Raw genomic sequence first — 21,411 nt, forward strand, 5'->3', positions numbered from 1 at the left:
ATGAATAAGGATCAACAATTGGCCCATCACATCTTAGATGCGGTTGGTGGCATTGATAATGTGGATAATATTATCCATTGTATGACACGTGTGCGCTTAAAAATTAACGATGAGACACAAGTTGATTATCCTAAACTTAAAAACATAGAAGGCGTGCTCGGAGTCGTACAAGATGAACGACTTCAAATTGTAGTCGGACCTGGAACGGTAAATAAAGTATCCGCAGAAATGGTAAAGCTAAGTGGTGTTCAATTAGGTGAAGATATCCCCCATCTAAGTAACACGTCAAATATTAAAAATCAAGCACATCAAAATAAACGTGAATTCCAACAAAAGCGTAAACAAAGTAAAATGAATACAATTTTAAAGTCAATTGCTAATATTTTCATACCTCTCATACCCGCATTTATAGGAGCTGGACTTATTGGTGGTATTGCAGCTGTATTGAATAACTTTATAACTGCTGGTACTATTTCAGCTGATTGGGTAAAACAACTTGTGGCCGTATTAAATGTCATTAAAGATGGCATGTTAGCCTATTTAGCTATTTTCACTGGTTTTAATGCAGCAAAAGTATTCGGTGCAACACCAGGTTTAGGTGGTGTCATTGGGGGTACGACTTTATTAACAGGTATTACTGAAGATAATCCAATTAAAAATGTATTTACTGGCGAACCATTAATAGCTGGTCAAGGTGGCATTATAGGAGTGATCTTAGCGGTATGGTTATTAAGTATAATTGAGAAAAAACTACATAAAATAGTTCCCAATGCTATAGATATTATTGTAACACCAACAATTTCACTACTTATCATAGGATTACTAACCATATTCTTCTTTATGCCTATAGCTGGATTTATTTCTGATGGATTAGTAGGCGTAGTGAATTGGGTAATTGGTGTAGGTGGTATATTTAGTGGGTTTATTATAGGTGCATTTTTCTTACCACTAGTTATGTTAGGATTGCATCATATTTTCACCCCAATACACATTGAATTAATAAATCAGTCAGGTGCAACATATTTGTTACCTATTGCCGCTATGGCTGGTGCAGGTCAGGTTGGGGCTGCATTAGCACTATGGGTAAGATGTAAAAACAATACTACTTTAAGAAATGCAATTAAGGGTGCGTTACCAGTCGGATTTTTAGGAATTGGAGAACCACTTATTTATGGTGTTACCTTGCCGTTAGGTCGCCCATTCATCACAGCATGTCTTGGTGGTGGAATCGGTGGCGCAGTTATAGGTGGCATTGGTCATATAGGTGCCACTGCTATCGGACCTAGTGGTATTTCATTATTACCGTTAATTGCCCATCAAAAATATTTAGGTTACATCATAGGGTTATTATCTGCGTACCTAGCTGGCTTTATTTTCACATACTTCTTCGGTACGACTAAAGAAATGAGAAACTTAAACAAACTAGGTGATTAGATGACAAACATTTTACATTTAATCGACGAAAATTATGCTTCATTTTCTAAAAATGAAAAGAAATTATCACGATTTATATTAAACTCACCACATAAAGTTATTAGCATGTCGAATCAAGAGATTGCTAAAGAACTTGAAATGAGTGTTTCAACGTTAAATCGATATAGCCAAAAATTGATCAATCAAAGTTTTCATGAAGTTAGATCACAACTTGCGATGTTATTTCCAAAACAACAAACACCTTATAAGATAGAATTGCTTAACAATGAATCGGTAGATACTTTAAAAAAGAAACTTTATCATCGTGCAGAAGAAGCACTTCAAAAAAGTTCTACATTTGCAGATAACACAACGATTGATAACATATGCCAACATTTTAAACGTGCAAATAACATCTTTATCTTTGGTTATGGTGCATCGTATGTCTGTGCGACAGATTTATATCAAAAATTATCTCGAATTGGCCTCAATGTCCAACTCGTTCAAGAAACTCATTTATTCACAACCATGTTGTCTACGCATGATAAAGAAGATTGCGTTGTATTTATATCTAATAATGGCGATCAAAGTGAACTTCGTGCAATGGTTAAAGTTGTGTCGGATTATAATATCCCTGTTATTACAATTTCAAGTTCAGAGCATAATCACGTAGCTCAGCATTCTGACATTGTTCTGACATATGGACATTCAGACGAAAATGAATTACGTATGGGTGCGACAACTTCTTTATTTGCGCAAATGTTTACCATTGATGTTCTTTTCTATCGTTATATCGCACTAAACTATGAATCGTCATTAGACTTCATCACACAATCTAAAATGGCTCTTGATAATTATCGAAAATACCTATCTAATGTGGAATTTAAACATTAAGATTCCTATTAAAAATTCAAGACATATAGAAGGTATGAATATGAACAAAGTTTATTATTCTTCTTTTAACCTAAGTTATTCACAGTTATTCTGCTATTAAGTAAAAACTATCACAAAAAGAGGTTGAGACAACGTTATTGTCTCAACCTCTTTTAAACATGAATCTAAGTACTTTGTGCCTTAGTTTAGTTTGAATAATGTGTTGATTATTTATAATATGATTTATTTAGTATTCTATTTAACTTTTCGGAATCCATCATTTTTATGATGTCCGCGAACGAAGTAGTATACAGTTACCGCAGCTAAGAAGATAATACCAATCACTACAGAAACAACTGTTTCTTTGTTAAATAACATTCCTACTAATACGACTAATAAGAATAAAATCGTAATTGCACTTGCAAATGTACCGCCAGGCATCTTAAATGGATGTCCTTCAACTTTTTCAGGATGTAATTTTCTGAATCGAATATGACTAATTAAAATCATAAACCAAGGAATCATACCCGGTAAAATAGATGCACTATAAACATATACGAAAATACTATCTGCACCTTTAATGAATAAAGGAAGAATAACGTTTAATAATGCACCAACTAAGATACCTAAAGCAATGGCTAATACTGGGTAGAATGGTACACCATTTTTCATTACTCTTGTAAAGATTTTAGGCATTTGACCTTTTTGTGCTAATGTAAAAATCATACGACTTGCACTAAAGATACCTGAGTTACATCCAGATAATGCTGCTGTTAATACAACGAAGTTAATTAATCCTGCAGCAAATGTGATACCAATTTTTGCAAATGTAGCTACGAATGGACTTCCGATTTCACCTAATTGGTTCCAAGGATAGATAGAAACAATTACGAAAATCGCTCCAATGTAGAAAATCAAAATACGCCAGATAACACCATTTACCGCACTTTTGATATTTTTCTGTGGATCTTTAGTTTCACCAGCAGTAATACCAATTAATTCTACACCTTGGTAAGAACCAATAACAATTGATAATGCAAAGAAGAAACCTACAAATCCATTTGGCATAAATCCACCATGAGACCATAAATTAGAGATACCAATCGCATGGCCACCATTACCAATACCGAAGAAGATTAAACCGAAACCTGCAATGATCATTAATACAATCGTTACAACCTTAATCATTGCAAACCAGAATTCAAATTCACCGAACGCTTTTACTGAAGTCAAGTTAGCTGCTAGTAATAATAGTACTGCAACCACACCAGGAATCCATTGAGGTAAGTTCGGGAACCAATAGTTCATATATTCACCGACTGCAATAACTTCACTCATACCTACTACAATCCATTGGAATATATTACTCCATGCCGTCATATAACCTGCAGCAGGGTGAATGTAATCACTTGCAAATGTTGCGAAAGATCCAGTAGTTGGATTTAAATAAATCATTTCTCCCATTGCTCTCATGATTAAGAATAAAAAGATACCTGCAATTAAGTACGCAAAAATAACTGATGGACCAGTCCATTTAATTGTACTAGTTGCTCCCATAAATAAACCAACACCGATAGTACCGCCAAGTGCGATCATTCTAATCTGACGTGCACTTAGCCCCCTATGTAATTCATTGTTATCCATTAAAATAACCCCATCTCTATTAAATCTAAGGTTCGAATACTTTTGTCTTTCAGAAAACCCTCTTTTGCTTTCCTTCTTTTCCCTTAAAAGTTCCTTTACCTTAATGAAGTTATTATACTATAATTTGACAAAATTAAAACATAAATTTTACAAATTTTTGAAATCGCTTCCATTACTGTTATGATTACTCTTTTCAAATTTTAAAAAACGTTGATTTTACAACGTTTTCATTAATAAAAATGAGTTACTTTTTACAATATTTTTTATTGGAATATTTCACTTTTATAAATAAAAATCATTTTATACTATTGCATATAATCAGTTCGATAGAAATGTATTGCTTAGTGTTTCGTAAAAAATCGATTTAGAGTGTGATATACTTTTGATAGATTTTTACTGTTAGGTAAAAGGAGAATTAATGAATGCAGTCATTATTAAAAAAGAGCGTTAAAATTTCTATAATATTTGGCATTGTCTTCTTCCTATTAAATTATTTCAGTGCCAAGCATGATACAGTTTATCCGCTAATAATAAGAACGATTATCGCAACTCTAACATTTTTCTTATTATATTTAGCTATATTTACGATTTTCAATTCAGATGAACGCAAACTTAAATTTGGTATTACGTTACCCCTCTCTTTAATTGTTTGCTTAATTATAGGTGGAATCTTTTTTACGCTTGAAATTGGAATTATTGCAGGGCTTATCATTGGCCTAGCAGCCGGTTTTATTTGGGAATGGATTGACAAACGAAATGGAGGTACAAATTAATGTCTGTCACAATAGGAATTATATTAATTATTGTCTTACTTATTCTTAGTTTAGTGCCGAATTACAAAGCGATGCAACAAGCTAAATCGCAAGGACAGAAATCAACCCGTTTTACAATTATGGTAGGTATTGATTTAATCCTAATCGTATTATTAGTTGTTACAATCATACTAAAATTATTTATTAACTAAACTCATATGATTTTCAGTCATTAAAAAAAAGATGGAATGGCAGTGGAACATCATTCAATGTTCCTACCCTTTTCCATCTCTTTTTTAAACTATACTACGTAATCTATATTCTTCCTTGTAATAATAAGTAATAACCGATTGTAGCTAAAAGTAAATAAATCATTGTTCCAACTAAGAAAGAACGCATTTGAACTTTAAATGGTATATGTTTACTAAATATTGGACCTAATACTAGATTTCCTATGCCGATTATAATAGGACCTGCTAAAAAGAATAGGATAACTTGCCACGACATATGTTTACTCCTTTTTTAGCTCAAAGAAATGATTTTTAATTTCCTCAAAGCTTAAATCTTTACCTACAAAATTTATAGTCGAAAAATCTTGTGCTTCTGTCATCTCGTTAGTATTAATTATTACATCCAATCCAGCATTCATAGCACCTGTTGCTCCATTAGCTGAATCCTCTATGGCTAAGCAATGGGCTGGTGAATAATTTAAACGTTGAACAGCTGTTAGATAAAGTTCTGGATCAGGTTTAACCGCTTCGACATCTTCTCTTCCAACAATAACATCGACATACTCATTGATACCCAACGCATTTATCGTAGGCATAATTTCTTCTCTATAACTACTTGTTGCAATCGCCATAGGTATGTGTCGTTGTTTCAAATATTTCATTAATGAAGAAACTGTATCAATAATGTCGAGTTCATGGCTGGTATCATTATGCTCATCATATATTTTTTGTTTCTTTTCTAAACCAATCTGTTGCTCAATATAATCATGTAACCCTTGAGCGTGTCCCCCTATATGGCTTCGATAAAACTCCAGAGAAACAGGCTTCACACCATGAAAGGCAAGATGTTTGTTAATAATGTCGTATAGGTGTTTTTCTGTATCTATAATTGTACCGTCGAAATCAAATACTACAGCTTTATACATAAGTTTGCTCCTTTAATAACTACAATATTGCTAATTTTATCATATGAATATTTGATTTTCACACTTCACTAATGAAATTACCAAACACATTTTAACTAATAAACGATCAACATTTTCATATTGATTTCATGTTAATTATCGTTACGTTTGTATTACAAAATAATTAAATCGAAGTTCATTCAAAAGTCCTAGTGATAATATCAAAAAAGAGTGATACAATCAGTGTGTATAAAAGAACGGTGTGCTTTATTAGGGAACATTAAAGCTAAATGCTTTTTACATACGTTAAATAAATATAGGAGGTCATTGCATGTTGTTAGACAAATTTGAAACTTACATTATCAACATTGTAGGTTTAAAATCTAGATCAACTCGAAAACATTTAATCAAAGTCTGTAAAGACGTTAAATTTTGCGATTCATTTCAATATTCAATAATCAAACACGACGATATACCAGTTTTAGAAGTTAGCTTACCTAAGCAACAACTTCCATATTTCATTAGTTTTTTAAGTTTTTACCAATTTTCAATTTATCAGATTTTATCTCCTAAACGATTAAATACGCTATTAGATACTGAACAAACATATCAAGCTTCTAAACGTTTCGACTTAGCAATTGATGGCCTCCAAGATGCATTCATAAAAGATAAAGTCATTGATATTATGACTTATTTCTCAAATAATTATGAAATTAAATATACTTTAAATAACAACTTTGCAAGCGTATGTTGTGCACCTGAAACGTTTAGTAAATTACTACAAACTATTGCATGTAGAAATATTGATATTCTTTCAGCATCTTATAAAACACGTGCGATGCATAAAGCAAATATATCTTAGTAAAATTCGTGAGATTGTATTAAAAAATATTATAAGTTATATAGCTAATTTACACTAGCTTATAGAACAGAGACGATACTCTTCAAGTGTATCGTCTCTATTTTTTAATTCTGTTCAAGCAATATCACACCCAACAAAAGTTTCTGGTGTTGTGATCAGTATAAAGCTAAGTTGGACAAGTTAACTAATTATATTAAGCATTGTATATTAAAAGCCAGTAAATGAATAAATACTAATTCACTTACTGGCTAAATTGATTAATTATTTTTTATCATTATCATCAAAAACTAAATGTTCAAATGCTTCACGTACTTGGGGTACAGTCATTTCAACAACGACTTGTACATTTTTACCGCTTTTAACTAATCCGTGCGCCATTTGTTCATGAGTGAAATATCCACTATCTTCAACTTTTGTTTCATCATTAACTGTTAGACGTAAACGTGTTGTACAATTAGTAACGTCTTTAATATTTTCTTTTCCGCCTAATCCTTCTAAATAATAATGTGCTTTCGCTTCATATTCATTGCTAGGTTGGAATCCAGAATTATCAGTACTTCCATCGCCTTTTTTCTCTTTATAATCTTTTTTAGAGAATAATTTAACTTCTTCTTCAGCTCGACGTCCTGGTAATGGAATATCAAATTTCAAGATTAAATATCTGAATACAACGAAATAGATACCTGAGAAGATCAATCCTATAACAACTTGAGCTACATAAGTTAGCCAATGATTTTGTCCTAATGGAATCCAGTTCGTCGCGATGAAATCAAGCAATCCACCGCCCATGTTACCAACAACACCGAAACCATACATAATTGTATCCATTGTCGCTGCTAATAATGCATGTATAACAAATAAGTAAGGTGCGATAAATAAGAATGTAAATTCTAAAGGTTCAGTAATACCAACAACCACCGCAGTTAATGTAGCTGGTACTAATAACGCAGCAACTTTTTTACGATTGGCTTTAGGTGTTGTAGAATACATTGCTAATGCGATACCGATAGCACCAAACACTTTACCGTTACCTTGTAACATGAAACCATAATGGAATTGTTCTTTTAACGGTTTACTGCTTTCAGCAAATTCATTTAAATGTCTAAACCACTCTGCTTTAAGTCCGTCTTTTGCAACAACCGGACCTACTTCAATTGGTGCATAGATGAAGTGATGTAAACCAGTCGGTATTAACACGCGTTCTAAGAAATGATACAACCAAACACCGATGTAGCCTGATGCGATAATGAAATGTTGCATTGATTCAATACCATTTTGTATTGTTGGCCAAACGACACAAGTAATTGCAGCTATTGGCAACATAACGAAGAATGAAATCGTTACAACAAATGTTAAACCTTGGAATACACCTAACATCTCTGGTAATTTTTTACTATAGAAACGATTATGTATCCATGTCACAATGGCAGAAATAATGATACCACCTAAAATATTAGTATCTAAAGTTTCAATACCAGCAATCGCTTTTAATCCAGTTACATTTTCTACACCTTTTTCTAAATTAGCACCAAATGTATGTGGCCATTGCGTTAAAATAGCGTTGATAAAGGTATTAAACATTAAATAGCCCATCAATGCAGCTAAAGCCGCATGACCAGGGGCCTTCTTAGCTAGAGATAAAGGCAATCCAACCACAAATACGATTTCCATATGATTGAAGATAACCCAACCACCTGATTCAATTACAGACCAAAATTTAAACCAAAATGTATGATCATTTGCTAATCCACCCATGATGGTAGGATTTTTAAATAATGTTGCAAAACCTAATACTATCCCAAAGAATGCAAACATTAATACGGGAACAATCATTGCACTCCCAAAACGTTTAATAGCGTTCATAATTTAACCCCCAAATCTTTCTATGTTGTACTTAAATATATCGTACATATAAAAGCGTTTTCTTAATATCTATTATAGTAAACGCTTACACTTATACAATGACGTTGACCGATTTTGAAATAATTTTGTATAATCAGTTTATGTTTTCTATACATGAAAATATTTTCAGGAAAGAATAAGAGGTGTCTTTGTGCTACTAGATGAAAAAGTAAATGCCAATTTTGACAAGTTAAATGATAATGACCTACAAATTGCACACTTTGTAAACACGCACGTAAATCAATGTAAAACTTTGAAGATACACGAACTTTCACAATATACTCATGCATCTAACGCTACCATTCATAGATTCACACGAAAGTTAGGATTTGATGGTTATAGTGACTTTAAATCCTATTTAAAATTTGAAAGTGAACATTTAAGTCAACTACCTAAAGATTCGATGGATGCTTTTAAACAAGAAATAGAGACAACATTTAGCTATTTAGATCGTATTGATTATAATTTGATTACCGATAAACTTAACCACGCGTCTACCGTCTACTTATATGGTACTGGTCGTGCACAGAAAAATGTTGCGGACGAAGCTCAGCGAATATTATTAACGATGCATAAAAATATTATCGTGTTACATGACGTTCATGAGTTAAAAATGGTACTGAATCGTTCTATTGATGAAGATTTATTCTTTATTATTTCTCTATCTGGTGAGAGTCACCAACTCACAGACGTTACAAATCTACTTCAATTACGCCAAAAATATTTTATCTCAGTTACAACAATGAAAGATAATTCATTAGCCCAAAAAGCGAGCTATAACGTTTATGTATCAAGTAATACTTTCTATTTATACGATGGTACAGACTACTCAAGTTTTATTAGTTATCATATCTTCTTTGAAACATTACTCAGAAAATATAATGAACGTAAAGATAACGGTGAACTCAGTTAATCTTTATCACAACTTAATAGCGGTACTGATTAATTATTAACACATCAAAACCCCAACAATGAGGTTGTCTTTGTAAACTCTCCTTGTTGGGGTATCCACCCTAGTAAGAATGACTAGATATTTGGTAATATTGATATCAAATTTCTAAGTTTAGACTGCTAACGTGAATTCACGCAAAGGCCTAAGTTTTTATTTTAATAGATTATTGTCTTCTACATATTGTTCAAGTATTTGATGCATTTTATCAAACATCAATTCTAAACCGTGAACAGTAGAATCGTGATATTCCTTTTTCTTTTGTTTGTATTCTAATGTTGTTAAGCGTCGTTCACGTTCAACTAATGACTGATAAAAGAAAAACATTTGTGTGCCACCGTTTTCACGCTCTTCAAATTCAACTTCAATGACATCCTCTTGATCACTTAATTCAGGCATACCAATTGTCATTTTAATATACTCATTGTCAACGAGTTCTTGATACGTACCTTGAATAATATTTTGTCGTCCATTACGTGAATCAACTATGCGATATGAGCCACCTTCAGTCATATCTACATCAATTGACTTATTCGTACGTTGAGATGTCATAAACCACTGTTTTAATAAGTCAGCATCCGTCCAAGCTTGATATACTAATTCTGGTGAGTATTTTAATAAACGTTCGATATGAATTTCAACATGTTCATTCTCAACATTATACTTTGCCACTTGTTTCACCTACTTTCACTCTTATATCTATTTTAACGCATTTCAATACAGTTCCAAACTTTGAACTATTAAAATGTTTAATTATTTTAATTTTTCTTATTAAAAATGCTTATTATAAGCCTATTATTGTTATTTGTTTTTACTTTAAGATTTAGCTTTAACACGAGGGTATCTTAATATAATAGCTATAATACTGCATATCCCTAATAAAAATGAATAAATGCAGTAAGGCATTACACTAAATGGTGAAATACTTGCAACGCCAGCTGCAGCTATCACTTGTGGGCTATAAGGTAAAAAGCCTTGAAAGCACCCTGCAAATATATCTAATAAACTTGCAGATTTACGTGGATCAACATCATATTCATCTGCAATATTTTTGGCTAATGGACCTGACATAATAATTGAAATTGTATTATTAGCTGTTGCAATGTCAGCTGCGCTCACTAAACCAGCAATACCAAATTCAGCACCACGTTTAGTTGTAACTTTAGAACGAACAAAATTTAATAACCATTCAATTCCACCATTATGTTGAATAATTCCAACTAAACCACCGATTAACACTGCTATGATTGCAATGTCTTCCATACCTATAATACCCTCTGATACTGCATTTAGTAATCCTTTCCAACCAAAAGAACCATCAAATAAGCCAATAGCACCTGATAATAACGTACCACCGATTAACACAATGATTACATTTACCCCTACAAGCGCTAATACTAATACTAGTACATAAGGGATTACCTTAATTAAATTATAGTCATAGCTTTTAGAGTGATCTATTGAGATACCGTTAGTAAGGAAGAATAAGACAATAATTGTTAATATTGCTCCGGGTAGTACAATCCAAAAATTCACTTTGAATTTATCTTTCATTCTTGTTTTTTGAGTTCGAACAGCAGCTATGGTAGTATCTGAAATCATCGATAAATTATCGCCAAACATAGCACCACCTACAACCGTACCCATTGCTAACGCTGCTGGAATATCAGTTGCCTGTGCAAATCCAAATCCAACAGGTGCTAATGCAGCAACTGTACCTACAGAGGTACCCATTGAAATTGACACAAACATACAAATTACAAATAATCCAACGATGATTAAATTTTGAGGTATCAATGATAAACCTAGATTTACTGTTGATTCAACACCACCCATTTTTTCAGTGGTAGTTGAGAAAGCACCAGCCAATATAAATATAAATACCATTAAAATGATATTGGAATGACCTGCTCCTTTTGTAAACACTTCAACTTTGTTAGCAAATGTTTCTTTCCTATTCATTATTAAAGCAACAATAACAGTAATCGTGATAGCTACATTTAAAGGCATATTAGTGAAATCACCTGTAATGGTACCTACACCTAAAAACAATGCAATAAATAATACTAATGGAAGTAACGCCCATGCATTGCCTTTTCTTTGTTCCTCCATACTAAACCTACTTTCCTTTTTAAAAATAATTTTATTATTAAAGTTACAAGATTACTGTCATAACGTCAATAAAGTTTTATGAAAATTACATATTAAAACCATAGTTAATGTCTAAATTATCAATTAGTTGGACGCTCAATTGTAAATTGCTCACCTAATTTAGCGTAATCATTACCTGCTAAACGGGCAACTGGTTTTAATTGTTTCGCATCAATTTTACTATCACCAAAATACACATCATCTTGTATGTGGTACTTAACAATTTTTCCAATAATTAAATCAGCACCATCATCTTCAGTGCCTAATAAAATCATTTGTTCAAGTTGACATTCAAATCTAATTTTAGCTTCTTTTATAGCTGGAATATCAATCACATCAGATGAGATGGTATTGAGTTCTGTTAAATCAAGTTCATTATCTTTAGGATTAATAGATGCAGCCGTCTTATTAATTTCCTCAACATTATCTTCATCTGTAACATGCACTACAAATGATTGGCAGTTTTCTATATTAATTGCCGAATCTTTACGCTTTCCTCCTGCTCTCTGTGCCGAAATAGCAATCATAGGTGGCGCATTATTAACTATATTAAAAAAACTAAATGGCGCAGCATTTACATGTCCTTCGCTATCAGAAGATGTAACAAATGCTATTGGCCTTGGTATGATTGAACCACTTAATAGTTTATAATTTTGGATATCTGATAGTTGATTAGGATCAATATGTTTCACTGTAATCCACTCCTTTCAATACAAAAACGCAAGAGTCTTTTTTGAAACCCTTGCGTTGGATTTATATTCTGAGATATTTAATTGATTTGGATGCCACCTGTGACGCCAAAAACTTGACCAGTCGTATAACTTGAATCCTCTGAAGCAAGTAATACATATGTGCCTGAAAGCTCTACAGGTTGACCGGCTCTACCTAATGGCGTGTCTTGACCAAATTGAGGAATCGCTGATTGTGGTTGACCACCTGTTATTTGAAGTGGAGACCAAAATGGACCAGGTGCTACACAATTAACGCGAATACCCTGCTCCCCTAATTGCTCAGAGAAACTTTTTGTTAATGAGATAATCGCTGCTTTTGATGCTGCATAATCATGAATCAATGGATTTGGATTATAACCTTGAACGGATGATGTTGTAGTGATTGACGCACCAGGTTGTAAATAATCCAATGCTTTTTGAATTGTCCAGAATACTGGATATACGTTTGTTTCAAACGTTTCTTTAAAAGATTGTGTATCGAACTCTTCTAATTTATCGTGATACTGTTGATGGCCTGCTACTAATGTCACATTGTCTAAACCACCTAATTCTTTATACGCTTGTTCAACTAAATCATAGTTAAATTGTTCATCACGAATATCTCCAGGTATTAATACAGCTTTACGTCCTGCTTTTTCAATGACAGCTTTAACTTCTTGAGCATCTTGTTCTTCACTTGGAAGATAGTTTATTGCAACGTCTGCCCCTTCTTTGGCATATGCAATCGCTGCTGCACGTCCTATTGCTGAGTCTCCTCCTGTTACAAGCATTTTATAATCTAACAATCGGTTATGACCTTCATACGATGTTTCACCACAGTCAGGTTGTGGTGTTAGTTCAGATTGAAGTCCAGGTAGTTCTTGTTCTTGTTTTTCATAATCAGATGTTTTAAATTTTGTTCTTGGATCTTGTGCACCCATTATTTACTCATCTCCTAAAACATGTTTAGTGTATGTTTACCCGTTCATCATGCTTTTTAAATCACATTTTAAAAATTGTAATATAGCTACACAAATCAAACTCTTAAATGAAACATCGATTATTCATTAAATGCTGTGTCGTCAAGCAATTGATAAATCAACGTTATAAAGTACTCAGGGACTTTCTCAAGTATACGCTCATCTGGATCAAACTTTGGATGATGTAAATCGTATTTACTATTAGAACCAATAAACGCAAATACCCCTGGATGGTTAGCTAGTAAACCAGAAAAATCTTCGCCAATAGTATATGGATTCTCTAATTCTATGATTTGATAACCTACCTTTTGAGCAGCTTCCTTAGCTTGCTCAGTTAAGTATGCATCATTAAAAACTGTTCCTGGCAGTTTAGTATATATAACTTCTATATCGACATTGAACAATGCCTCTAATCCTTTAGCAATCTCTTTAAATCGTTGTTCTATATAATTTTGAACCTCTGGCTTAAATGAGCGCACTGTACCTTGGACATATGCTTGGTCAGCAATCACATTCCATGTATTCCCAGACGATACTTCTCCAATAGTTACTACAGCACTATCAAAAGCTGATAGATTTCGACTTACAATCGTTTGTAAACTTGTTATTAATTGACCAAGTACCATGACTGGATCATTACCTTGTTCTGGTTTAGCAGCATGTGCACCTTTACCGTGAATTTTAAATTCAAAACGGTCTACTGCCGATGTGATTGGTCCAGATTTAATTGCAAATTCTCCAATATTTAAAGTTGGATAGTTATGGAAACCTAATATCGCTTTAACATCGTCTAATACATCCGTCTCTGCAATCGCTTTGGCACCATATCCCGTTTCTTCTGCAGGTTGAAATATAAATTTCACGCGCCCTTTAAGCTTATCTTCTTGTTCTTTTAAATTTGTAGCAATGGCTAGAATACTTACTATATGAATATCATGGCCACACGCATGCATCACACCTTCATTTGTTGAGGTGAATTCATGTTCAACTTGCTCTGTAATTGGTAAAGCATCTATGTCTGTGCGAACAGCAATACAAGGTTCACCATGTCCTATTTCAGCTATAAGCCCTGTTTCTAAAGGATAATCTATGATTTTTATATCATAAGCTTGTAATATGCGTTTTAATCGCTTAGTTGTTTCATATTCTTTCTGAGATACTTCAGGAAATTGGTGAAATGTGCGTCTCCATTTAACATAATCATTGTAAGTTGTCATAGCGACGGTCTTCCTTTCTTTGTAAAAATAAAGTGAATGACATAATAAATAAGTGTGCCTATAACGACACCTATAGCTAAATTGTGTGACATTAATATTAAAATAATTGTTATGCACATTACGATACTATGCTTTATAGGTGCTTCTTTTAAATGTTTAAACGTACGTCTATCAAATGTATTCATTGATATTGTAATTAATACCGAAGCCAACACTGCCATAGGAATAAAACCTACAATCGGTCCTAAAATAACGACGCATGAGAGAAGAAATAATCCTGTAACGAATGTGGCTAATCGCGTAGTAGCACCCATTTTAAAATTAAATTTTGATTGACCTACTAAGGCGCTTGAACCATATCCACCTAATAACCCGACAAACAAATTAGCTAACCCTTGACCAATGACTTCTCGGTCTTTATTGGAGTGACTTTGTGTAATTACATCCATCATTTCATTTGTAAGATTTGTTTGTACTACGGAAATAATAGACATGGTTAATGCATATAACGTAATAATACTTAATGCATGTAAGTTTAAAAGTTCTGTATAAACAGAAATTTTAGGAAAGGTAAGTCGAATTTCTGCTAAATCGTGGACTAATTGAACATTCGGTTTAAGAAAATAACTTGCTATAGTCACGACGATTATAGCTATAAGCGGAGCTGGTATAAATCGAATAAATGTTGAAGATAAATAAATTATTAGAAATGTAGCGATTGCTACTAAATAAGTCGCAGTAGTTATACCAAAAATATATTTTATTTGCGTTGTAAGTAATAGAATGCCCAATGCATTCATAAAGCCAATAACAACAGTATCTGGAATATGATTAAGGATCTTATCTATGTGACACATGCCAAAGATAATTAGAATGATGCCCATTATAAGTGTGGCCATTATTAAGTAATGAATATTGTATTGTTCTACTAGTGGTGCACCTACTATTGAAATACCACTACTTGGTCCAGACACCATACTTATTCGTTCTCCAAGAAAGCTAATGAATAACATCATTAATCCACAACTCATTAACCCTATCGTAGGACTGATATGAACAATAAATGAGAAGGCTATAGCCACAGGGAGTAGTGCTAAACCCATTAAGATACCTGCCATTATATTTTGCGAGATATCTCCAAGCCATTGTTGCTTATAACTTAACCGCTTCATCACCATCCATTACCTCCCTAATTATTTATATCGTAACATAATTGTCAAACTTTTCTATCAATTAAAAGTAATTAAAAAAGTAGAACAGAATTCAACGCGAATTCAACGTTCTACTCTTTCATGTTTGAATTTAATTTTAAAGATTATCGTTATCTTCTATTTTCAGAGTCATATACGACAATTTAATTCTACTTTTTAAACTAGGAAATGGTGAATTAGATTCGCCGCTAACTTTGACGTACGATTATCAACATCATAGTCTGGGTTAGTTTCTGCAATACTAATTGATGATACCTTATCGCTTAATATTACACGCTTACTTATTTCAAATACGGAATGAGGATATAATCCTAATACACTAGGTGAACTTACACCAGGCGCGAACGCACTGTCAATAACATCCATACATATGGTAAACATAATCGTATCATGGTCATGAATAAATCTTTCTATTTTATCTTTAATAGTCGGTGACACTTGATGTAAAAGTTCCTCCGCATACACATAAATAATATTATTATCTTTTGCATAATCATATAACGCACGCGTATTACCACCTTGAGCCAAGCCTAAAACTAGATAATCGACATTTTCGTCATTATCTAAAATTTCTCGGAACATAGTGCCAGATGTAGGTGGCTCATCAGGACGTGTGTCAAAATGAGCATCAATATTGATAATTCCAATTGAAGCATCTGAATAGACTTCTCTTGTAGCCAAATATTGTGCATATGCAATATCATGGCCACCTCCAATTAAAAAAGCCTGTTTATGTTGCTTAATAACTTTAGCAGACAATTGTGCCATCTCTTGTTGCGTTTCTCTAAGATGATTACTTGTATGTTCAACATTACCGTAATCAATCAACATTTCGCACTCACTTAAATCTGGAAGTTTCGCGAATTCATGTTTTATGATATCTGGTCCCTTCCTTGATCCGATTCTACCTTTATTGTTTTCAACACCTTTATCAACGGCATATCCTAAGAGACCAACACCTGTCTTATCACTTACGTTTTCCATATTTTCCAAATTAGCGAACTTAACTGTTTGAAAATGTCTAAACTGTTTAGGATCTGTTTCACTATCCAAACGACCAGTCCATAGTTTTGGATTACCTTGTGTATACATTATGTTGCCTCCTATTTATTTACTCTATAGCATTATCTTACATCATAATGAGATTTATCGTTACCATTTGTTTATATTTATGGTTACCCTTTTCAAATTAATTTAAGACATTAAAAATTGTTTTCAATCATATAAAAATAATTCAAGACTATTACATTTTAATGATATTTAAAATGGACAATTTATTTATGGCCTTGTAATATGTATAATATTAAAGAAAGAGTTTTTACGGTTACCCTAATGGAGGTTACATAAATGAAGACGAATCGTATATCAGGATTTCAGTGGGCGTTAACTATCTTCGTATTCTTCGTTGTCACGATGGCGCTATCATTAATCCTACGAGATTTTCAAGCATCAGTAGGTATTAAACGTTTTGTATTTGATATTACTGATCTTGCACCGTTTATCGCAGCAATTGTTTGTATTATTGCATTTAAAGATAAACGTGCTCAATTAGCTGGATTAAAATTTTCAGTTGATATTAGAGTCATTGAACGTATATTACTAGCATTGATTTTACCGCTAGTTATTTTCATGATTGGCATGTTTAGTTTTAACACATTTGCCGATAGTTTTATTTTATTACAAGCAACTGATTTATCTGTATCAGTTCCTAGAATTATTATTGGTCATATTTTAATGGCATTTTTTGCGGAGTTTGGATTCCGTTCTTATTTACAAAATATTGTAGAAAACAAAGTTAATACATTTTTCGCTTCAATCATTGTCGGTTTGATTTATTCTATATGGGCCGCTAACACGACATATGGAATGGAATATGCAGGATACCATTTCCTTTATACTTTCATGTTCTCAATTATTATTGGTGAACTCATACGCGCAACTAAAGGACGTACGATATATATCGCTCTCTTATTCCATGCAACAATGTCATTTGCACAAGTATTCTTATTTAGTGAAGAAACTGGCGACCTATTCTCAATGAAAGTTATCGCATTAAGTACGACGTTAGTCGGCATTATCTTTATCATTTTAAGTTTAATTATTAGATTTATTGTTTATAAAACAACTAATCGTTCACTTGATGAAGTTGAACCTAATAATTATTTAGACCATATGAATGATGACGATACATCTACTTCAAATGAAACAAAGTCTGAAGATCATGAACATAACGATAAAAAAGACAGCTTCACTGAGAGTCAACTTAATGAAGATCATGTTGAACATAAATCACAGTCTGAGAATCAAACTGATTCTTCAAATGATAAACTTAAAGAGAACACATCTTATAAAGAAGATAGACGTTCATCTGTAGTTGATGATGCTAAGGATGAAATAGATCAAATGAAAGATACATCTAGTCATAAAACTGAGAAGTAAAGCTTATATTACGCCTTCTTATGAAGGCTAAGTGCACATACAAATAGCCAGAAAATGAATTTTTCTTAGTTCATTTTCTGGCTTATTTTTATTTATTTTAGTTAGATTTGTTTATGAATTTAACGCCATCTTGTGTACCTACTATAACTTGATCTGTTATATCTAAAAAATATCCAGTTTCTAAGACGCCTGTTAGATGAATTAAATACTCATGAAATTGATATGGATCAATCTGTTTATTTAACTGACAATCTAAAATGTAATTGCCATTATCCGTTATAAATGGTACATCATCACTCATTCGACGCTCTGTAATAATATCATCATAAGCTTCAATTTTTTTAGCGATATGGAACCAATTGAACTTATCCACCTCTACTGGCAGTTTGAAACTTTCACCTAAGTAATTTACGAGCTTGCTTTCATCTGCTAAAACTACAAAACGATGAGCCATTTCATCTATTACTTTTTCGCGAAATAGCGCTCCACCACCGCCTTTAATTAAATTGAGATTATCATCCACTTCATCAGCACCATCAATTGCTAAATCAACATGACCAACATCATTAATATCAACAACATTAATATCTAGTTTTTTTGCAATAAATGCACTTTTATTAGAAGTACACACGCCAGTGATATTTAATTGTTCTTTGTGAATTCTTTCAGCGAGCTTTGGAATAAGCAATTCAATAGTACTACCCGTTCCAATTCCTAGCACCATATTATCTTCAATTTGAGCTACAGCATCATCTACTGTCATGATTTTAAGTTCTTTAGAATCTTTCATTTAACTGTGACCCCTTTTCAAATATACTCACTCATTATTTTACATGACGTTCAAACAAATACCTAGTTCAATATCGGAAATTATTTTATCATTTTTCTTATATTTTAATTATTAATATAGTAGAATTTTTCTTAACACTTTAATTAAGGGGGGCAATAAATATGATTTCAGTATGTGCAATTTCAGTAGGACAAATTAAACAATTAGATTACGGTCAAAAGAGAGAAATGTTGTCCGCTTTGAATAAACCTCCTATTTCTGAAACAATGTGGTTATCAAGAACTGGATTTGTTGATGATGAACAGGCATATAAAGACCATGGTGGTCGACATAAAGCAGTATGCTGTTTTAGCAAATCTCATTATCAAATGTATAAAAATGATTTAAATACGCTTCCTGATTACGCAATGTTTGGTGAAAATTTAACTTTGGAAAATTTAGATGAATCAGACGTGTTCTTTGGAAATCAATATCGTTTAGGTGAAGCAATTTTAGAGGTATCTGAAATAAGAGAACCTTGTTGGAAAATTCAAACAAAGTACGGTATAAAAGACTTAGTTAAAAGAATGTCTACTAGTGGAAAAACAGGCTTCTATTTTCGAGTGTTACAAGAAGGATATGTAGATCAAGATGATGATTTAGAATTAATTCAGTTGGCAGATGAAGCAACTCGACTTTCTGTACAAGAGCTTAACGATATTTACTATAATAATCGCAAAAATGTATCTCGACTGAAGTATGCGCTACAAAATCCATATTTATCTGAAATGCGTTTAGCTAAATTACAAAAGTTATATGATAATGCAATGAAATAAATTCTATTTAGCATAAGATAAAGCGGATAAATCGTACTGACGATGTACCCGCTTTAATGTTTTTTACTTTATTTTTCTGATATATGATAAGTTGTTTTAGAATAAAAATGCTCGTTAGCTTTTAAAATAGAGTTTGCTTTATTACCATACAAATTAATATCATTAGGTAAAAATTGTGTTTCTAGAGATATACCTGAATGTGGTTTATAAATATTAAAATCACTATCCCAATCTTTCGTATCATTAAATGTATAGATGACAACGTTTGGCATAGATGACGTAACATCTAATTGAAACTCATCATTTTCAATGAAAAATTGTTGATTTCCAACATCAAAAGGGTGATCTAATCCATTTCTAGAACCAATTTGCTCTTTAAGTAGTTCATTATCAGAGTTAAAAATATCACTAAAAGATATACTGTTTGTTTTAAAGATAGCTAACAAATCAATTGAACTAGTATTTTTAATAAGGTTGTTTCGATCAATTGGATACATATTTAATTGCTCACTCTTAATTTTATGATTATCTATAACATTATTGTCTCTATTCAAATTAAAATAAACATGATTAGTTGGATTAAATAATGTATCTTGATTTGTCTGTGCTTCATATTCTACTGTCCAACGGTGTTCGACGTCATAAGTATGTATCACTTTAATAGTCATATCCCCTGGATACCCATCTTCCATTGACTTTAGTTGAACTGTAAAAGTAACCTTAATATTCGTGATATTATCTTGAATGTCGTAATTAAAAAGTCTTTTATCTAAACCATTACTGCCACCATGAAGGTGATGTACGTTATTATTAGCTTCTAATTGATATTCCTTATCGTTCAAATGAAATTCGGCATTTCCAATACGTCCAGCGTAGCGACCGATAGTAGCACCGAAATGATACGGATTTGATGGATAAAACTCATCCGCTTCAACTCTATTGCCTAATACAATGTTGTTATCATGGTACTTCCATGATACGATGCGCGCACCGAAATTTGTGAATACAATATTGGTTTCATCGTTGTCAATTTTAATTAAGTCAATACCATGTCTTTGCTTTTCTACTTCAACTATCATTACTTACGTCTCCCTCTTAAACACGCTTAATCAGGTTCTGCTCGGTAATATCATAACGCATACACCAATAATACAGATGCATGCTCCAATTAAATCGTACTTATCAGGTGCTTGTTTATCGACAATATACGCCCAAATTAAGCTCATTACAATAAACACGCCACCATAAGCAGCATAAACACGACCGAAAGTTGGAAACGACTGGAATGTTGCAATGACACCATACATCATTAATATAACGCCACCTATAAATCCCAACCAACTTGATTGTCCTTCCCTTAACCACAACCAAATTAGATAGCCACCACCAATTTCACAGAGACCTGCTAATAAAAAGATAAAGATTGAATAGAGCATTGAAATGACCTCCAACTTGTAATAAAGTTATCCTCATTGTATCAATGCAATGATACCTTTATCTATTTAAATTTTAAGCACTGACTTTTTCACATACATATTGTTACACTTTTTTTATTAATATTCCATAGA

22 protein-coding genes are annotated in these 21,411 nt (G+C 32.6%); 8 read left to right on the forward strand and 14 right to left on the reverse strand.

From position 1 onward, the window contains the following. Together SBL16_RS08665 and SBL16_RS08670 are read left to right on the forward strand one after the other, a co-directional pair. Entirely contained in the window at positions 1-1,434 is a 1,434-nt protein-coding gene (locus SBL16_RS08665; protein WP_107612198.1) for a PTS transporter subunit EIIC, read from the forward strand. Next, on the forward strand, positions 1,435-2,307 hold the full coding sequence (locus SBL16_RS08670; RefSeq protein WP_107612199.1) for a MurR/RpiR family transcriptional regulator: 873 nt from the start codon (positions 1,435-1,437) through the stop codon (positions 2,305-2,307). A gap of 234 nt (positions 2,308-2,541) precedes the next feature. On the opposite strand, the gene SBL16_RS08675 is transcribed toward SBL16_RS08670, so the two are convergent. Then, the gene (locus SBL16_RS08675) at positions 2,542-3,930 is read right to left on the reverse strand and encodes an amino acid permease (protein ID WP_037535896.1); all 1,389 of its coding nucleotides are present in this window, start codon (positions 3,928-3,930) and stop codon (positions 2,542-2,544) included. A 422-nt stretch (positions 3,931-4,352) separates the two neighbouring features. Between SBL16_RS08675 and SBL16_RS08680 the strand changes: the two genes are divergently transcribed. Both SBL16_RS08680 and SBL16_RS08685 read left to right on the forward strand, forming a co-directional pair. Continuing rightward, positions 4,353-4,703 (forward strand): hypothetical protein, encoded by a 351-nt coding sequence (locus SBL16_RS08680; protein WP_107612200.1) that lies wholly within the window; start codon positions 4,353-4,355, stop codon positions 4,701-4,703. Then, complete coding sequence (locus SBL16_RS08685) at positions 4,703-4,894, forward strand: hypothetical protein (protein ID WP_011275061.1); 192 nt, start codon at positions 4,703-4,705, stop codon at positions 4,892-4,894. The genes SBL16_RS08680 and SBL16_RS08685 overlap by 1 nt, the downstream gene beginning before the upstream one ends. A gap of 103 nt (positions 4,895-4,997) precedes the next feature. Here the strand turns inward: SBL16_RS08685 and SBL16_RS08690 are convergent, their stop codons facing one another. Further along, positions 4,998-5,189, reverse strand: a complete 192-nt coding sequence (locus SBL16_RS08690) for a hypothetical protein (RefSeq protein WP_053016622.1) — start codon at positions 5,187-5,189, stop codon at positions 4,998-5,000. Between the two features lie 4 nt (positions 5,190-5,193). Then, entirely contained in the window at positions 5,194-5,838 is a 645-nt protein-coding gene (locus SBL16_RS08695) for an HAD family hydrolase (RefSeq protein WP_053016621.1), read from the reverse strand. 310 nt (positions 5,839-6,148) lie between these two features. Here SBL16_RS08695 and SBL16_RS08700 point away from each other — a divergent pair, with 310 nt between their 5' ends. Next, positions 6,149-6,679 carry a hypothetical protein gene (locus SBL16_RS08700; RefSeq protein WP_107612201.1) on the forward strand — a complete coding sequence of 177 codons (531 nt, stop codon included), beginning with the start codon at positions 6,149-6,151 and terminating at the stop codon, positions 6,677-6,679. Positions 6,680-6,940: 261 nt separating this feature from the next. On the opposite strand, the gene SBL16_RS08705 is transcribed toward SBL16_RS08700, so the two are convergent. Then, positions 6,941-8,542, reverse strand: a complete 1,602-nt coding sequence (locus SBL16_RS08705) for an alpha-glucoside-specific PTS transporter subunit IIBC (protein WP_317953720.1) — start codon at positions 8,540-8,542, stop codon at positions 6,941-6,943. 190 nt (positions 8,543-8,732) lie between these two features. Here SBL16_RS08705 and SBL16_RS08710 point away from each other — a divergent pair, with 190 nt between their 5' ends. After that, positions 8,733-9,494 (forward strand): MurR/RpiR family transcriptional regulator, encoded by a 762-nt coding sequence (locus SBL16_RS08710; protein WP_037535884.1) that lies wholly within the window; start codon positions 8,733-8,735, stop codon positions 9,492-9,494. 189 nt (positions 9,495-9,683) lie between these two features. Here SBL16_RS08710 and SBL16_RS08715 read toward each other — a convergent pair whose 3' ends face one another. The 7 genes from SBL16_RS08715 to hutG all read right to left on the reverse strand — a co-directional run bounded on the left by SBL16_RS08715 (position 9,684) and on the right by hutG (position 16,891). Next, positions 9,684-10,202 carry an SRPBCC family protein gene (locus SBL16_RS08715; protein ID WP_037536110.1) on the reverse strand — a complete coding sequence of 173 codons (519 nt, stop codon included), beginning with the start codon at positions 10,200-10,202 and terminating at the stop codon, positions 9,684-9,686. Between the two features lie 144 nt (positions 10,203-10,346). After that, positions 10,347-11,642: a Na+/H+ antiporter NhaC family protein gene (locus SBL16_RS08720; RefSeq protein ID WP_107612203.1), complete on the reverse strand. Its 1,296-nt coding sequence runs from the start codon at positions 11,640-11,642 to the stop codon at positions 10,347-10,349. A 119-nt stretch (positions 11,643-11,761) separates the two neighbouring features. Further along, positions 11,762-12,373 (reverse strand): flavin reductase family protein, encoded by a 612-nt coding sequence (locus SBL16_RS08725; protein WP_107612204.1) that lies wholly within the window; start codon positions 12,371-12,373, stop codon positions 11,762-11,764. A 77-nt stretch (positions 12,374-12,450) separates the two neighbouring features. Next, positions 12,451-13,332, reverse strand: coding sequence for an SDR family oxidoreductase (locus tag SBL16_RS08730; protein WP_037535877.1), 882 nt, complete (start codon positions 13,330-13,332; stop codon positions 12,451-12,453). Positions 13,333-13,451: 119 nt separating this feature from the next. Continuing rightward, positions 13,452-14,588 (reverse strand): amidohydrolase, encoded by a 1,137-nt coding sequence (locus SBL16_RS08735; RefSeq protein ID WP_317953724.1) that lies wholly within the window; start codon positions 14,586-14,588, stop codon positions 13,452-13,454. Further along, on the reverse strand, positions 14,585-15,766 hold the full coding sequence (locus tag SBL16_RS08740; protein WP_182703537.1) for a SulP family inorganic anion transporter: 1,182 nt from the start codon (positions 15,764-15,766) through the stop codon (positions 14,585-14,587). The genes SBL16_RS08735 and SBL16_RS08740 overlap by 4 nt, the downstream gene beginning before the upstream one ends. A 189-nt stretch (positions 15,767-15,955) precedes the next feature. Beyond that, positions 15,956-16,891, reverse strand: a complete 936-nt coding sequence (hutG, locus tag SBL16_RS08745; protein ID WP_107612206.1) for a formimidoylglutamase — start codon at positions 16,889-16,891, stop codon at positions 15,956-15,958. A gap of 255 nt (positions 16,892-17,146) precedes the next feature. Here hutG and SBL16_RS08750 point away from each other — a divergent pair, with 255 nt between their 5' ends. Further along, positions 17,147-18,238 carry a lysostaphin resistance A-like protein gene (locus tag SBL16_RS08750; RefSeq protein ID WP_317953728.1) on the forward strand — a complete coding sequence of 364 codons (1,092 nt, stop codon included), beginning with the start codon at positions 17,147-17,149 and terminating at the stop codon, positions 18,236-18,238. A gap of 97 nt (positions 18,239-18,335) precedes the next feature. Here SBL16_RS08750 and SBL16_RS08755 read toward each other — a convergent pair whose 3' ends face one another. Next, positions 18,336-19,028 (reverse strand): ribose 5-phosphate isomerase A, encoded by a 693-nt coding sequence (locus SBL16_RS08755; RefSeq protein ID WP_037535869.1) that lies wholly within the window; start codon positions 19,026-19,028, stop codon positions 18,336-18,338. A gap of 161 nt (positions 19,029-19,189) precedes the next feature. On the opposite strand from SBL16_RS08755, the gene SBL16_RS08760 reads away from it, so the two are divergent. Beyond that, positions 19,190-19,843 carry an MOSC domain-containing protein gene (locus SBL16_RS08760; protein WP_107612208.1) on the forward strand — a complete coding sequence of 218 codons (654 nt, stop codon included), beginning with the start codon at positions 19,190-19,192 and terminating at the stop codon, positions 19,841-19,843. Between the two features lie 68 nt (positions 19,844-19,911). Here SBL16_RS08760 and SBL16_RS08765 read toward each other — a convergent pair whose 3' ends face one another. Beyond that, a complete protein-coding gene (locus SBL16_RS08765; protein WP_107612209.1) occupies positions 19,912-20,922 on the reverse strand; it encodes an aldose epimerase family protein in 1,011 nt (336 codons plus the stop codon). Positions 20,923-20,952: 30 nt separating this feature from the next. Then, on the reverse strand, positions 20,953-21,279 hold the full coding sequence (locus SBL16_RS08770; RefSeq protein ID WP_011275042.1) for a YnfA family protein: 327 nt from the start codon (positions 21,277-21,279) through the stop codon (positions 20,953-20,955). Positions 21,280-21,411 lie beyond the last annotated feature (132 nt).

The organism is Staphylococcus sp. NWU MK-U1 (assembly GCF_033283505.1).
Lineage (GTDB): Bacteria > Bacillota > Bacilli > Staphylococcales > Staphylococcaceae > Staphylococcus > Staphylococcus haemolyticus.